The sequence below is a fragment of the Paraburkholderia dipogonis genome (assembly GCF_046027395.1).
Taxonomy (GTDB): domain Bacteria; phylum Pseudomonadota; class Gammaproteobacteria; order Burkholderiales; family Burkholderiaceae; genus Paraburkholderia; species Paraburkholderia dipogonis_A.
Genome location: NZ_JAQQEG010000084.1, coordinates 1 through 15179, shown reverse-complemented (window position 1 = coordinate 15179; position 15179 = coordinate 1). Strand labels below are relative to the sequence as shown.

General features: G+C 64.7%; 13 protein-coding genes. 8 read left to right on the top strand and 5 right to left on the bottom strand.

Annotation, left to right across the window (positions count from 1 at the left end):
• Positions 1-1419 (top strand): electron transfer flavoprotein-ubiquinone oxidoreductase (locus tag PQR32_RS41260; RefSeq protein WP_408241392.1); only part of this gene is annotated, 1419 nt, incomplete at its 5' end.
• 63 nt (positions 1420-1482) lie between these two features.
• Here the strand turns inward: PQR32_RS41260 and PQR32_RS41255 are convergent.
• The 4 genes from PQR32_RS41255 to PQR32_RS41240 form a co-directional block, all read right to left on the bottom strand.
• The gene (locus PQR32_RS41255; RefSeq protein ID WP_408241389.1) at positions 1483-2961 is read right to left on the bottom strand and encodes a tetratricopeptide repeat protein; all 1479 of its coding nucleotides are present in this window, start codon (positions 2959-2961) and stop codon (positions 1483-1485) included.
• A 53-nt stretch (positions 2962-3014) separates the two neighbouring features.
• Complete coding sequence (gene aroC / locus PQR32_RS41250) at positions 3015-4115, bottom strand: chorismate synthase (RefSeq protein ID WP_408241386.1); 1101 nt, start codon at positions 4113-4115, stop codon at positions 3015-3017.
• A 375-nt stretch (positions 4116-4490) separates the two neighbouring features.
• Positions 4491-6428 carry an MFS transporter gene (locus PQR32_RS41245; protein ID WP_408241383.1) on the bottom strand — a complete coding sequence of 646 codons (1938 nt, stop codon included), beginning with the start codon at positions 6426-6428 and terminating at the stop codon, positions 4491-4493.
• A gap of 280 nt (positions 6429-6708) precedes the next feature.
• Positions 6709-7170 (bottom strand): CBS domain-containing protein, encoded by a 462-nt coding sequence (locus tag PQR32_RS41240; RefSeq protein ID WP_132373686.1) that lies wholly within the window; start codon positions 7168-7170, stop codon positions 6709-6711.
• A gap of 241 nt (positions 7171-7411) precedes the next feature.
• Between PQR32_RS41240 and PQR32_RS41235 the strand changes: the two genes are divergently transcribed.
• From PQR32_RS41235 to PQR32_RS41225, 3 genes are all read left to right on the top strand, one after another.
• Complete coding sequence (locus tag PQR32_RS41235) at positions 7412-8782, top strand: O-acetylhomoserine aminocarboxypropyltransferase (protein ID WP_408241380.1); 1371 nt, start codon at positions 7412-7414, stop codon at positions 8780-8782.
• Positions 8779-9612: an alpha/beta fold hydrolase gene (locus PQR32_RS41230; RefSeq protein WP_408241377.1), complete on the top strand. Its 834-nt coding sequence runs from the start codon at positions 8779-8781 to the stop codon at positions 9610-9612. Before PQR32_RS41235 ends, PQR32_RS41230 begins: the two co-directional genes overlap by 4 nt.
• Before the next feature lie 178 nt (positions 9613-9790).
• Positions 9791-10111 carry an Mpo1-like protein gene (locus PQR32_RS41225; protein ID WP_012433756.1) on the top strand — a complete coding sequence of 107 codons (321 nt, stop codon included), beginning with the start codon at positions 9791-9793 and terminating at the stop codon, positions 10109-10111.
• Between the two features lie 44 nt (positions 10112-10155).
• Here the strand turns inward: PQR32_RS41225 and PQR32_RS41220 are convergent, their stop codons facing one another.
• Positions 10156-11469, bottom strand: coding sequence for a YihY family inner membrane protein (locus tag PQR32_RS41220; protein ID WP_408241374.1), 1314 nt, complete (start codon positions 11467-11469; stop codon positions 10156-10158).
• A 121-nt stretch (positions 11470-11590) separates the two neighbouring features.
• Here PQR32_RS41220 and wrbA point away from each other — a divergent pair, with 121 nt between their 5' ends.
• From wrbA to PQR32_RS41200, 4 genes are read left to right on the top strand one after another with little or no spacing between them, the layout of a single operon-like run.
• Entirely contained in the window at positions 11591-12193 is a 603-nt protein-coding gene (wrbA, locus tag PQR32_RS41215; RefSeq protein ID WP_132373683.1) for an NAD(P)H:quinone oxidoreductase, read from the top strand.
• 59 nt (positions 12194-12252) lie between these two features.
• Positions 12253-12714 carry a DUF2069 domain-containing protein gene (locus tag PQR32_RS41210; protein ID WP_408241371.1) on the top strand — a complete coding sequence of 154 codons (462 nt, stop codon included), beginning with the start codon at positions 12253-12255 and terminating at the stop codon, positions 12712-12714.
• Positions 12715-12768: 54 nt separating this feature from the next.
• Positions 12769-14187 carry an FAD-binding oxidoreductase gene (locus PQR32_RS41205; RefSeq protein ID WP_408241368.1) on the top strand — a complete coding sequence of 473 codons (1419 nt, stop codon included), beginning with the start codon at positions 12769-12771 and terminating at the stop codon, positions 14185-14187.
• Between the two features lie 50 nt (positions 14188-14237).
• Positions 14238-15044 (top strand): metallophosphoesterase, encoded by an 807-nt coding sequence (locus PQR32_RS41200; protein WP_408241365.1) that lies wholly within the window; start codon positions 14238-14240, stop codon positions 15042-15044.
• The last annotated feature ends 135 nt before the right edge of the window (positions 15045-15179 follow it).

The following is a 15179-nucleotide window of genomic DNA, read 5'->3' as shown; positions in this document are numbered from 1 at the left end:
CCGCTGACGGTGGATGTGACCGAAGACAAATTCCTGTTCCTGACGGAAACCGGTTCGAAGAGCGTGCCGACCTGGGCGTTACCGGACAACTTCAAGAATCACGGCAACTATGTGATCAGCCTCGCGAACGTCACGCGCTGGCTGGGTCAGCAGGCTGAGGCGCTGGGTGTCGAGATTTTTCCGGGCTTTCCGGCGGCTGAAATCCTCTACAACGATGACGGTTCGGTTAAAGGTGTCGCGACGGGTAATCTCGGTATCGGCAAGGACGGCGAGCCGACCGAGAACTTCCAGCTCGGCATGGAGCTGCACGCGAAATACACGCTGTTCTGCGAAGGCGCGCGTGGTCACCTCGGCCGCCAGTTGAACGATAAATTCAAGCTGCGCGAAGGTACCGATCCGCAGGTCTACGGGATCGGCATCAAGGAACTGTGGGAAATCGATCCGTCGAAGCACAAGCCGGGTCTGGTGATGCACACCGCCGGCTGGCCGTTGGAAAACGACACGTACGGTGGTTCGTTCCTCTATCACATGGATAACAACCAGGTGGTGGTGGGCTTCGTCGTCGGTCTCGGCTACACGAACCCGTACCTGTCGCCGTTCGAGGAGTTCCAGCGCTACAAGACGCATCCGGCGATCCGCGCTGTGCTCGAAGGTGGCAAGCGTGTGTCGTACGGTGCGCGGGCGATCACGGCTGGCGGTCTGATGTCCCTGCCGAAACTGGTGTTCCCGGGCGGCGCTCTGGTCGGTGACGATGCCGGTTTCCTGAACGCATCGCGGATCAAGGGCTCGCATGCGGCGATCAAGACCGGCATGCTGGCCGCTGAAGCGGCGTTCGACGCTGTGCAGGCAGGTCGCACTAGCGATGAACTCACCGCCTATCCGGAGAGCTTCAAGACGTCGTGGCTGCACACCGAACTGCATCGCGCGCGTAATTTCAAGCAGTGGATGAGCAAGGGCCTCTATCTCGGCACGCTGATGGTCGGTATCGAGCAGAAGCTGCTGGGCGGCAACGTGCCGTGGACGCTGCATCACCAGCATTCGGATCACGAAATGCTCAAGCCCGCGTCACAGTGCAAGCCGATCACGTATCCGAAGCCGGATGGCAAGCTGACGTTCGACCGGTTGTCCTCCGTGTTCATCTCGAACACGAATCACGAGGAAAACCAGCCGGCTCACCTGACGCTGAAAGATCCGTCGGTGCCGGTGAATGTGAACTGGCAGACCTATGCCGGTCCGGAATCACGTTATTGCCCGGCGGCGGTGTACGAGTTCGTCAAGAACGACGACGGCAGCGAACGCCTCGTGATCAACGCGCAGAACTGCGTGCACTGCAAGACCTGCGATATCAAGGACCCGACGCAGAACATCGTGTGGGTAACGCCTGAAGGTGGGGGCGGTCCGAACTATCCGAACATGTGATTGATGCTTTACTTGCCTTCGCAGCGCATGCTTCTAAACTCTCGCGCTGTGAAGGCAATCGATTCAACTCCGCCCCACCGCTTCAATCCGCTCCCGCACCTTCGCCACGACCGGCGCCCAGTCGCCGACGCGCGGCTGTCGAACCAGTTCAACCGAGTCGTACCACGCCGTCTCCGGCAATCCATCGCCCCAGAACCAGGCGGAGACGTGATCGATCATCAAACAGGTCGGCACGCCGAGCGCCCCCGCCAGATGCGCGGGTCCGCTGTCGATCGTCACCACCAGATCCAGATTCGCCAGCAACGCCGCGACATCGTCGAAGCCGGACTGAAAATGATGCGTCAGATCGACGACGTCGAGACCCTTTGCGCGCCACTGCGCGACCGTCTCTCCGCGCCCCGGCGACACAGCAAAATAGCTCACGCCGGGTACGTTCAACAGCGGTTCGATTTGCTCGACGGGCACCGAACGCCGCATGTCGCGGATATGGTCTGGATTGCCGTTCCACACCAGACCGATCTTGCGATCGCCTCGCTTGCCGGCCGTGTGCGCTTCGACTCGCTCACGCCATGTCTGCTCACGCGCAGGATCGGCCGTCAGGTACCGCGCGCCCCATCCCGTTGCGTCGAAAATACCGAGCCGCAGCGGCAGGCTCATCAGCCCGCAATGAAAGTCAGGCTGCGTTTCCAGACTCGTTTCGAGCGGCAAATCTGCGGGCAGCATCCGTTCGAATAAACGCCGCAAGGGTCCGTCGTGACCGAAAATCACCCGGCCGCCCTCGCGCCGCGCCCGTTCAGCCAGCAGCGGCAGAAAGCGCACCGCCCAGAGACAGTCTCCGTTGCCTTGCTCGCCGTAGACCACCAATGTTTTGCCGGCAAGCGATTCGCCCTGCCAATGCGCGCTGATCGCCGCGAGCGCCTGCTGCGCGTTATTCAGTTCGGCCGCAGCAAACGCATTGCGTGATTCGTAATGCGCCCAACCGTCGGCAAAGCGTCCGCTGCGAATCTCGAGTTCCGACAGATCGAACAATGCATGGACGTTATCCGGCGAGAACGTCAGCACTTGCCGCAGCAACGCCTCGGCCTCGGCGAACCGCGCCTGCTCCTTGATACACAACGCCAGCTTGTGAAGCGCCACCGGATTGCCGGGCACGACGCGCACGGCTTCGCGCAACAGCGCCTCTGCGGTGGCGAAGTCGTCGCGTCGCTGCACGGCCGCCGCGCGCCAGATCAGCGCGTTGGCGTCTTCGGCGTTGCGCGAGAGCAGCAAGCCGGCAGCGGAGTCGACCAGCGCCCAGTCGCGCAGCACGAAGGCAGTTTGCGCAATCGTATGCAGCAGCGTGGGTTCGCAGGAAGGGTCGAGTTGATAGGCGCGCACCAAGGCAGCAAGTGCCTCGCGCTGGCTTGCCTTGTCGCGGCCGGCGGATTGCAGCAGCGCCTGACCGAACGCCAGGCACTCGCCGGCGTTGGCGTCGGGCGCGGCGGCACGCGCACGCAGGCCCGCGAGGTGGCTCGCTGACGGCCCGGAATCGAGATCGGTCATGGAGACGGCACTGCCCACGCAGAACGGGTACAGAGGCGCTTGAAGCAGGCCCGTTAAGGCGCGCTTGCCGCGATCTTCGGCGTGCTGACGGCGACGTCGCCGCATTGCGCGCGATGGCGCAGCGCATGGTCGATCAGCACCAGCGCCAACATGGATTCAGCGATCGGCGTAGCGCGAATGCCGACGCACGGGTCATGCCGTCCGAACGTTTCGACGATTACCGGTTGCCCCGCCTTGTCGATCGAGCGGCGCGGCGTGCGAATGCTCGAAGTCGGTTTGATCGCGATCGACACCGTCACGTCCTGTCCGGTCGAAATCCCGCCGAGCACACCACCCGCGTGATTGCCGACGAAGCCTTCCGGCGTCAATTCGTCGCCATGCACCGAACCGCGTTGTGCGACGCTGGCGAAGCCCGCGCCGATCTCGACGCCCTTCACCGCGTTGATGCCCATCATGGCGTGCGCAATGTCCGCATCGAGGCGGTCGAACAGCGGCTCGCCGAGGCCGACCGGCACGCCGGACGCCACGACGTTGATGCGCGCGCCGATCGAATCGCCTTCCTTGCGAAGTGCGTCCATATACGCTTCGAGTTGCGGGACGATCTCCGCGTTGGGCGCGAAAAATGGGTTCTCGCGCACGTGCACCCAGTCGATGAACGGCACGTCGATCTCGCCGAGCGCGGCCATATAGCCGCGAATTTCGGTGCCGAACTTCTCGCGCAGCCACTTCTTGGCGACCGCGCCCGCGGCCACCGTCGGCGCCGTGAGACGAGCCGACGAGCGGCCGCCGCCGCGATAGTCGCGAATGCCGTATTTCTGCCAATAAGTGTAGTCGGCGTGACCAGGGCGGAACGTGTCGGCGATATTGCCGTAGTCCTTGCTGCGCTGGTCCGTGTTGCGGATCATGAGCGCGATCGGCGCGCCGGTGGTTTGGCCTTCGAACACGCCTGACAGGATCTCGACTTTGTCTTCTTCCTGGCGCTGCGTGACGTGGCGCGACGTGCCGGGCTTGCGGCGGTCGAGTTCGAACTGGATGTCGGCTTCGTTGAGCGCCATGCCTGGGGGGCAGCCGTCGATCACGCAGCCGATAGCGGGGCCGTGCGATTCGCCGAAGGTCGTGACAGTGAAAAGCGTACCGAGCGTGTTGCCGGACATGGGCGTCGTCCAAAGAAATGCGGGGAAGGCACTATTATGCCAGCCCCGTGGCGTCTGGACCGCGCCGCGCGGTCGTTTTGGCCGACCGGCCAGGGTGTGCACGCGCGGCCGCTTCCCGCTGGATCACCCAGTTTGTCAGGACACACGCTGCGCCCTGTAGGAATGTTCGCATCGCCGACTGCCTAGGTCACTCAGGCAGTCGGCGCGCAAAACATCGCAAGTCAGAAATTTCTGCGCCGATATTGCACGCCGCCTGCCTGAGCAATCGGCGCCCGAGCGGCGCTGGCATTCCACCACCTTTCGCTGGCGCTCCGTCTGCGCGGGCATCTTTCGTTTTCCGTGATGCCGCTGCCGGGCTTCAGGGCTGCGGCCGCGCTACTTCCGCGCCCCGCGCAACTCGGTGACGATTTGCTGCAGCTTCTCCGGCGTCGCCAGCGCCGGCTCGATCGGCTCGCCCACCGCCAGCGTCAGACGGCTCATGACCCCCTTCTGGATCGGCCGCGGCCAGCGCGCGTCGCCCGCGCGCGAAAACACGCTGCCCCACAGGCCGCGCAGCGCCATCGGGATGACCGGCGCCGGCGTGCGCCGGATGATCTCGGTCACGCCATGACGGAACGGGTTCATGTCGCCGGTTCGGGTAAGCTTGCCCTCCGGAAAGATGCAGATCAGTTCGCCCTCGGCAAGCGCCCGCGCGCAGCGCTCATAGGCGCGCGTCAGCATCTGCGCATCCTGATGCGCCGGCGCGATCGGAATCGCCTTCGCGTGACGGAACACCCAGCCGGCAAACGGCGTCCTGAAGATCTGGTGGTCCATCACGAAGCGGATCGGCCGCGGGCTCTCGGCCATGATAACGATCGCATCCACGAAGCTCACGTGGTTGCACACCAGCACGGCCGCGCCTTCCTCCGGAATCCGCTCGGCATGCACGAGGCGAATCCGGTAGAACGTGTGCACCAGCACCCAGGCGATGAAGCGCAGCAGAAACTCCGGCACCAGCGAGTAGATGTAGGTCGCCACCACGATATTCAGCAGCGCGGTGACGAGGAAAATCGCCGGAATGCTGAAGCCCGCCGAGGTCAAGGCGACGGCCATCAGCGACGAGACGATCATGAACAGCGAGTTCAGAATATTGTTCGCCGCGATGATGCGCGCACGGTGGCTCGGCTGGCTGCGGCTCTGGATCAGCGCGTACAGAGGCACGCTGTAGAAGCCGCCGAACATGGCGAGCAGGAACAGATCGGCCAGCACGCGCCAGTGGGCGGCCCGAACAATAAACTCGCCGACGCTCAGCAGATGCCCCGCGGGCGGCAGCGCGTGGCTCGCGAAAAAAAGATCGATCGCGAACACGCTCATGCCGATCGAGCCGAGCGGCACGAGGCCGATTTCGATGCGCCGCTTCGACAGCTTTTCGCACATCAGCGAGCCGAGGCCGATGCCGACCGAGAAGGTGCCGAGCAGCACGGTGACGACGTCCGGATCGGCGGACAGCACATTCTTCGCGAAGCTGAAGAACGACGACAGGAAGATCGCGCCGACGAACCACAGCCAGGAAATGCCGAGCAGACTCAGAAACACGGTGCGGTTTTCGTGCGCCAGCTTCAGGTTGCGCCACGTCTCGCTGACGGGATTCCAGTTAATGCGCAGATCGGCTTGCGGCGCCGGCGTGACCGGCACGAAGCTCGACACGACGCGCCCTACAACCGCGATCGCGACGCACGCGCAGGCGAGCACCACCGCGCCGTGTCCGACGAAACCCGCGCCCGCGCCGCCGACGATCGTGCCGATCAGGATCGCCACGAAGGTGCCCATTTCGACCATGCCGTTGCCGCCGACCAGCTCCGCCTTCGACAGATGCTGCGGCAGGTACGAGTATTTGACCGGCCCGAAGACAGTGGAGTGCACGCCCATCAGAAACGTGCACAGGTACAGAAGCGGCGCGCTATGCAACCAGAAACCGGCACCGCCGATCAGCATCACCACGATTTCGAAGCTCTTGACGAAGCGCGTGAGCATCGCTTTATCGTACTTGTCGGCGATCTGGCCGGAGGTGGCCGACAGCAGCACGAACGGCAGAATGAAGATGGCCGAGATCAGGAACGCCGCCGTCTTCGGATCGACACCGGAAAAGCGCGCCGCCTGATACGTGACGAGCGACGTGAAGCCGATCTTGAACACGTTGTCGTTCATCGCGCCGAGGAACTGCGTCCAGAAAAACGGCGCGAAGCGACGCTGGCCGAGCAGCCGGAACTGGGATTCGTGCGTCTCGTGTTGACGGGCGGCGCGGCGGGCAGCAGGTAGCGGACGATCGCTCATGAAGTTCCGGAAACAGGCTAAAAGAACGACAAAGAAGAAAGAGCCATGCACAGTGTCGCGCGTGGACGAATCACCGGACGGCAAGCGGCGCCGGCCTGCGAGCCCATCACGCGAGTTCGCATCGGCCTCGGCATCCGGCCATCCGAAGGACCGGACACAAGGCGGGACATGAGGCCAAAGCGGGCGCCGGACACAAAAAAAGCGCACGCTTTCGCGCGCGCCTTGACTGCCTCTTCGCGCTCACAGCAACGGCTAGCGCGTCGCAGTGAATCGCCGCGCATTAACGCGCCGGCTGCTGATCCTGCTGTTCTTCCGGCCAGTCGCGGATATAGGCCTTGAGCATGCGGTTTTCGAACCCCTGCTCTTCGACCACCGCCTTGGCGACGTCGTAGAACGAGATCACACCCATCAGCGTGCGGCTTTCCATCACCGGCAAATAACGCACGTGATGCTCGAGCATCATGCGGCGGACTTCGTTGACATCCGTTTCCGGCGTGCAGGTGAGCGGATGGTCGTCCATGACCTTGCGGATCGTGGAGGTGCCGACGCTGCCGCCGTTCTCGCTCAACGTCAGAATGATTTCACGGAACGTGAGCATGCCGACGAGGTCGCCGTACTCCATCACCACCAGCGAGCCGATGTCGTGCTCGGCCATGGCATTGACTGCGTCGTGCAGCGTGGTATCCGGCGTGACCGTGAAAAGGGTGTTGCCTTTGACTTTGAGGATGTCGCTGACTCGCATGATCTGTCTCCCGTAATGCCCGCTAAGCATGGTATTGCATCGATGTTTTTCGATCCTAGCGGAAAGACCCATAAAAGGAAAGCGGCCCGCCCACCAAGGCGCAGCGGGCGTTCGCAGGTTCCAACCCGTGATTCTGAGCGTACGCGCATCGGGAAAACCGCGCTTGAAGCGCCGCCTGCCGGTGATAGGATGGCCGCCACTTTCATCTTTCGCGAGGCCGTCCGTGGCCCCGCCGCCCAGCATGTCCGCCAACCGTTTCGACACGCTTGCGCTGCACGCCGGCGCTGCCCCCGACCCGACAACCGGCGCGCGCGCCACGCCGATTTACCAGACTACCTCGTTTTCGTTCCGAGACTCGGACCACGCCGCGGCGCTCTTCAATATGGAGCGCGCCGGTCATGTCTACTCACGCATCTCGAACCCGACCGTGGCCGTGTTCGAGGAACGCGTCGCCGCGCTGGAAAACGGCGCGGGCGCAATCGGCACGGCGAGCGGCCAAGCGGCCTTGCATCTGGCCATCGCCACGCTGATGGGCGCGGGCTCGCATATCGTCGCCTCCAGCGCGTTGTATGGCGGCTCGCACAATCTGCTGCACTACACGTTGCGGCGCTTCGGGATCGAGACGACTTTCGTCAAGCCCGGCGACCTCGACGCGTGGCGCGCCGCGCTGCGCCCGAACACGCGACTGCTGTTCGGCGAGACGCTCGGCAATCCTGGCCTCGACGTGCTCGATATCGCCGCCGTGGCGCAGATCGCGCATGAGCACCGGGTGCCGCTGCTAGTCGACTCGACCTTCACCACGCCTTACCTGCTCAAACCGTTCGAACACGGCGCGGACTTCGTCTATCACTCGGCCACCAAATTTCTCGGCGGCCACGGCACGACGATCGGCGGCGTGCTGGTGGACGGCGGCACGTTCGACTTCGAAGCTTCCGGCCGCTTCCCCGAATTCACCGAGCCTTACGACGGCTTTCACGGCATGGTGTTTACCGACGAAAGCACCGTCGCGCCGTTCCTGCTGCGAGCGCGCCGCGAAGGCCTGCGCGACTTCGGCGCATGCCTGCATCCGCAGGCCGCATGGCAACTGCTGCAAGGCATCGAAACGCTGCCTTTGCGGATGCAACGGCACGTCGCCAATACGCGCCGCGTGGTTGAATTCCTCGCCGCTCACGCCGCGGTCGAAGCCGTCGCCTACCCGGAATTGCCGACGCATCCGGACCACGCGCTCGCCAGGCGCCTGCTGCCGCGCGGCGCCGGCGCGGTGTTCAGCTTCAATCTGCGCGGCGACCGCGCCGCCGGACGCAGCTTCATCGAAGCGCTCTCGCTGTTCTCACACCTCGCGAACGTGGGCGATGCGCGCTCGCTGGTGATCCATCCCGCATCGACGACACACTTTCGCATGGACGCCGCCGCGCTTGCCGCAGCCGGTATCGCTGAAGGCACGATCCGCCTCTCGATCGGCCTCGAAGATCCCGACGATCTGATCGACGACCTCAAGCGCGCGCTGAAGGCCGCGCAGAAAGCGAGCGGTTCAAGCGCGCCGCACGGCGGCACATCCGGCGCATCTGGCGCATCTGGCACGGTCGCCCAACCTCGCCCGGAGTCCGCATGATCCTCACTGTTCAAGGCAAACCCGCGTACGCCTACACCGGCGGCAAAGCGTTCGATACGAGCCTGCCGACCGCCGTCTTCATTCACGGCGCCGAGCACGATCACAGCGTATGGGCGCTGCAAACACGCTACTTCGCGCATCACGGCTTTAGCGTGCTGGCCGTGGATCTGCCCGGCCACTGCCGCAGCGGCGGCCCGGCGCTGACCACAGTGCCGGCCATGGCCGACTGGCTGGCCGCGCTGCTCGACGCGGCTGGCGTGCAACGGGCATTCGTGACCGGCCACAGCATGGGCTCGCTGATCGCGCTCGACTTCGCCGGCCGCTATCCGGAGCGGGCAACCCACCTCGCCCTGCTCGCCACGGCGATGCCGATGGCCGTCTCCGACGCATTGCTCGACGCCGCCTTGCACCGCGAGCCCGAAGCGATCGGCATGGTCAACGAGTGGTCGCATTCGACCTTCGCGGCCAAACCCTCCTGCCCCGGTCCTGGCTTCTGGCTGCACGGCATGAACCAGCGCTTGATGGAGCGTGTCTCGGCAAGGGGCGAACCGAACCTGTTCCACACCGACTTCGCCGCCTGCAACAGCTACGCGGACGGCCTCGCCCGCGCCGCGCAGGTGCGCTGTGCCGCACGCCTGATCGTCGGCCGGCGCGATGCGATGACGCCGCCGCGCGCGGCCAAAGCGCTTGCGGGCGCCCTGGCGCAAGCCGGCGTACCGGTCGACACGGTCACGCTCGAAGCCGGCCACGCGCTCATGACCGAGCAACCGGACGCCACGCTCGACGCCCTCTTCAGCTTCGCTTCCAAAGCGCCTCGTGAGGTTCGATAGACGTTGCGAGCCATTACGATAACCGCGTGAGGAGCGCCGCGCCATCGGCCGAATGGCCAGGTTGCGCGCGTCGCCCGATAGCCGCACAATGGATCAAGCCTGTCCTGTTTCGAGCGCGTGTGTCTGGCATGTTTGCACGCGCTGAAGCATCGAGAAGCGTCGCAATCCGGAGGCCGTGATGGCTCAAACCGCGCACACCGATCACTTCGCGAGTTTCGCGGAGTTCTATCCGTACTACCTGAGCGAGCATCGCAACACGGTCTCGCGGCGGCTGCATTTCGTGGGATCACTCGGCGTCATCGGCTGTCTCGCCATGGCGCTCGCCACTGGCGACTGGCTCTGGTTGCCCGCTGCCGTGATCTGCGGATACGGCTTTGCCTGGGTCGGGCATTTCTTCTTCGAGAAGAACCGGCCGGCCACCTTCCGGCATCCGCTTTACAGCCTGATGGGCGACTGGGTGATGTTCAAGGACATCTGCGTCGGGAAGATTTCGTTGTAGCGATGCGGTAGTTTCAGCGCCGGCCAGTTCGCATTCCGCGCGACTCAAGCCGCCTGATGCGGCATGGAAGGTGTGCCGGATTCGCTCTGCTCGGCACGCGCCGCGCGAGCGGCCGCGCGTGCGGCCAGCAACGCGGCGAGCGTGACCTTCAGCTTGTCGTTTTCCAGCGCCGCCAGCAACATCTCGCCATCCACGCGGGTGGACGCCAGTTGGAGCTGATACTCGAGTTCCGCTCGGTCGATCACGAAAAGCGCGAACAGGCGCTCGACCGTGATTTGCGCCGGATTCGCCAGCAGCAGGAAGTGTGGACGCATGCCGTCCTCCTGCAAGCGCGCGATCCACTCGATCTCCTCGAGCTTTTGCAGCAGGTTGATCGTGGTGTCCATATCGCGACGAAGCATCCGCGAAAGTTCGGGCACGGTGTAGCCGCGCTTGCCCGCTTCACGCGCTTCCGAGAGCCGCGCGAGCAGTTCGAGCGAGTCGAACAGATTGCTGCCCTCGAAGACGGGCCGGTGAAACTGGCCGATGCGAATGGCCGGCAACGCGGACGCGATCATCGCGCCCGCGAGCGTGATGAACCAGCACAGGTACATCCACACCAGGAACAGCGGCACGGCCGCGAATGCGCCGTACACCGCGGTGTAGGTCGGAATGCGCCGCACGTAATAGCCGAAGCCGCGCTTCGCCAGTTCGAAGGCGATCGCCGCGGTCACGCCGCCAATCACCGCGTCGCGCCATTCCACGCGGCAATTCGGCAGGTAGACGTAGAGAATCGTGAAGGCGAGCGCGGTGAGCGGCAGCGCGGCGCCGGTGAGCGCCCACTCGATGACCGGCGTCATGCGTTGCGCCGCCGTGAAGGTCATGGATTGCGTGAACAGGTACGACGATATCGACAAACTCACGCCGATCAGAATCGGCCCGAGCGTGATGATCGCCCAATACACCAGAATGCGCTGGGCGATCGGCCGCGCCTTGCGCACGCGCCAGATCACGTTGAAGGCGGATTCGACCGTCATCATCGTCATCACGGCGGTGACGAACAGAAAAATCATACCGATGGTCGTGAGGCCCTTCGCCTTCGAAGCAAACTGGTTCAGATAGTTGAAGATCTGACTGTTGAGCTGCGCGGGCATCAGATGGTCGGCCAGAAAAATCTGCAGCGACATCTGGAACGAAGCAAAGATCGGAAACGCGGTGAACAGCGCGAACGCGACCGTGGCGAGCGGCACGAGCGAGAGCATGGTGGTGAACGTGAGACTGCCGGCCACCTGCGGAATGCGGTCTTCGCTGCTGCGCTGCGCGGCAAATTGCGCGAGCCGCTTGAGCGTGTCGAGATCGAAACGCACCCTGGACAACAAACCCCACCTCCTTGCTTCGTGTACCGGTGAATCAGGACCGCGCGCGAGACCTGGCCGAACGGCTATGGGTGGCCTGTCGAGCGGACCCAACCCCTATAATACCCGTTCACCGATGAGGCCTATGAAAGACATTCTCGTGCTCTATTACAGCCGTCACGGCGCCACGCGCGAGCTCGCGCTGGCGATCGCGCACGGCGTCGACAGCGTCCCCGGCATGCAGGCGCGCGTGCGTACCGTGCCGGCGGTGTCCACCGTCTGCGAAGCCACCCAGCCCGATATTCCCGCCGAAGGCCCGCCCTACGTCGAACTGCGCGACCTGGAGGAATGCGCCGGTCTTGCGCTCGGTTCGCCTACCCGCTTCGGCAACATGGCCGCGTCGCTCAAATACTTTCTCGACGGCACCACGCCGCAATGGCTTTCCGGCGCGCTCTCTGGCAAGCCCGCTTGCGTGTTCACGTCCACCGGCAGTTTGCACGGCGGCCAGGAATCGACCCTGCTTTCCATGATGCTGCCACTTCTGCATCACGGCATGCTGATCGTGGGCATTCCGTATACGGAGAGCGCACTGAGCACCACGCAAACCGGCGGCACTCCGTACGGCGCGTCGCATTTCGCGCGCGCGGGCAGCGCCGAACAAGGCATCTCGGCGGACGAGAAGACGCTCGCCATCGCGCTCGGTGCACGCGTCGCGCGCACCGCGGCATCCATGAGTGAAAGGCCGTGAACGAGCCGCACGCCCAGTCGGCCAGCTCGTCGAGCGCCGGCACCGCAACGCAGGCGCCCATGACCACAACCGCCGTGCCCGTGCCGCGAAATCGCGCTGCCGCGTTCGGGGCCACCACTGCCCTGGTGGTGCTGATCGCCCTGTCCGTCGTGTGGGAATGGTGGCTCGCGCCGCTGCGTCCCGGCGGTTCGGCGCTCGTGCTCAAGGCTGTGCCGCTGCTGCTCGCGTTGCCGGGCGTCTGGCGGCGCCGGCTTTATACGCTGCAATGGGCGTCGATGCTGATCCTGCTGTATTTTGCCGAAGGCATTGTGCGTGGCTGGAGCGACCGCGGACTGAGCGCCGGTCTCGGCTGGCTGGAAGCCGCGCTCTCCGTGGTTTTTTTCGTCTGCACGCTGGCCTATGTCGCGCCATTCAAACGCGCGGCGAAACGAGCGGCAAAGCAAGCTGCCATTCAGGCTGCCATCCGGCCTGCAAATCACGCCGGAAGCGAGGCCGCCGACCAGGCCAATACGTCCAGCTGACGAAAACGCTCCGCCTCACCCGACATTTCCGCCCGAATACGCTGACCGACCAACATGACCCAAACCGCTTTTCTCACCGCCTGCCGCGACGCCATCGGCGCCGCGCAGGTGCTGACCGACCCGCACGACACCGCCCCGTACCTGACCGACTGGCGCCGCCGCTACACCGGCGCGGCGTGCTCGGTGCTCTGCCCGGCCACGCCTGACGAAGTCGCGACGCTCGTGAAGCTCGCCGTCGAGCATCGCATCGCGCTGGTTCCGCAAGGCGGCAACACGGGTCTCGCCGGCGGCGCCACGCCGGATGCAAGCGGTGCGCAGGGGGTCATCAGCTTGCGGCGTCTGAACCGGGTGCGCGACATCGATCCGCACAACAATACGATCACGGTCGAAGCCGGCGTGATCCTCGCCGAAGTGCAGAAGCGCGCTGACGAGGCCGGCCGCCTCTTCCCCTTGAGCCTCGCCGCCGAAGGCAGCTGCACGATCGGCGGCAATCTCGCCACCAACGCGGGCGGCACCGGCGTGCTCCGCTACGGCAATGCGCGCGAGTTGTGCCTCGGCCTCGAAGTGGTGACACCGCAAGGCGAACTGTGGGACGGCCTGCGCGGACTGCGCAAGGACAACACCGGCTACGATCTGCGCGACCTGTTCATCGGCGCGGAAGGCACGCTCGGCATCATCACCGCCGCCGTGCTCAAGTTGCATCCGCGACCGGCTGCGCGAGTCACGGCGCTCGCCGCGCTCGCTTCCCCGTATGCCGCGCTCGACTTTTTGTCGCTCACGCAACGCATCGCCGGGCCGCTCCTGACCGGTTTCGAATTGATGTCGGATTTCTGCCTGCGCCTCGTCGGCAGGCATTTCGAGCAGATGCGCTATCCGTTCGCCGAGCCGCACGCGCAAGTCGTGCTGCTGGAACTGTCGGACAGCGAAAGCGAGGAACACGCGCGTGGGTTGTTCGAGCGGCTGATGGAAACGGCGCTCGAAGAGGGTCTCGTGCAAGACGCGGTGGTCGCGGAAAATCTCAGCCAGTCGCGCGCGTTCTGGAATCTGCGCGAACACATTCCGCTCGCCCAGGCCGAGGAAGGCCTGAACATCAAGCACGATATCGCGGTGCCGATCTCGCGCATCGGCCACTTCATCGAGGAAACCGACGCGGCGATCGCGCAGGCCGTGCCTGGCGCGCGCATGGTGACCTTCGGCCATCTCGGCGACGGCAATCTGCACTACAACGTGCAGGCGCCCGAGGGCGGCGACGCTAAAACGTTCCTCAAGCAGTACCAGAGGCCGATCAACCAGATCGTCTACGACAGCGTGCACCGGCATCGCGGCAGCATCAGCGCGGAACACGGGCTCGGCCAGTTGAAGATCGACGAGGCGATGCACTACAAGCAGGATGTCGAAGTGCAGTTGATGCGCGCCGTCAAACGCGCGCTCGATCCGCTGAATCTGATGAATCCGGGCAAGGTGCTACGCTAACGTCTGAAGCTCCGTGTTCCTCTGCGGAGCCCCTTGCAGGAGTCGAGGTCGTGAAGATTCGAGTGCTGTCTGATCTGCATCTGGAGAACGACGAGCCCGAGCTGGTCCCGCACGCGCAGGCGGATCTGATCGTGCTGGCCGGCGACATCCACAATCACGCGGCCGGACCGCGCTGGGCCGCGCAGACTTTCGACGGCGCCGTGCCGGTGGTCTACGTGCCCGGCAATCACGAATACTACGACGGCGAGTTCAGCGCGCTCGACGCCGCGCTCTACGACGCGGCCGCGCAGGTCGATAACGTGCACGTGCTGAACAACGCCGCGCTGGTCGACCCGCAAGGCCAGTGGCGCGTGCTCGGCACGACCTTGTGGACCGACTTCGCGTTGTACGGAAATGACCCGGACACGCTCGCCGAATCGATCGAGGCGTCGCGCAAGGTGATGCTCGATTTCCGCGGGCTGATCCAGATGAACTGGCCGCACGACACCCACGACGCCACGCGCGATTTCACGCCCGACGACTCGCTCGCGCTGCACCGGCAAGCACGCGCCTGGCTCCAGGGCGAACTCGCCAAGCCGTTCGGCGGCAAGACGATCGTCGTCACGCATCACGCGCCGCATCGGCTGAGTCTGGCCGAGCGTTATGCGGAAGACGTCGTGTCGGCGGGCTTCGTCAATCACTTACCGGATCTCGTGGGGCCGCCTGTCGCGCTGTGGATTCATGGGCACACGCATACACCGTTCGACTACGACGTGAACGGCACGCGCGTGGTCTGCAATCCGCGCGGCTATCTCGACCGGCGCACCGGCCTGCTGGAAAACCCGCTCTTTGCTTGGGATAAGGTCGTCGAGATTTAGCGGGCACGGGAGGTGGGTCGGCTTCGGCTGGGCCGGCCTGGGTCGGCCTGGGTCGGCCTGGGTCGGCCTGGGTCGGCTTGGGTCGGCCTGGGTCGGCTTGGGTTGCTTGGGTTGCTTGGGTTGCTTGGGTTGCTT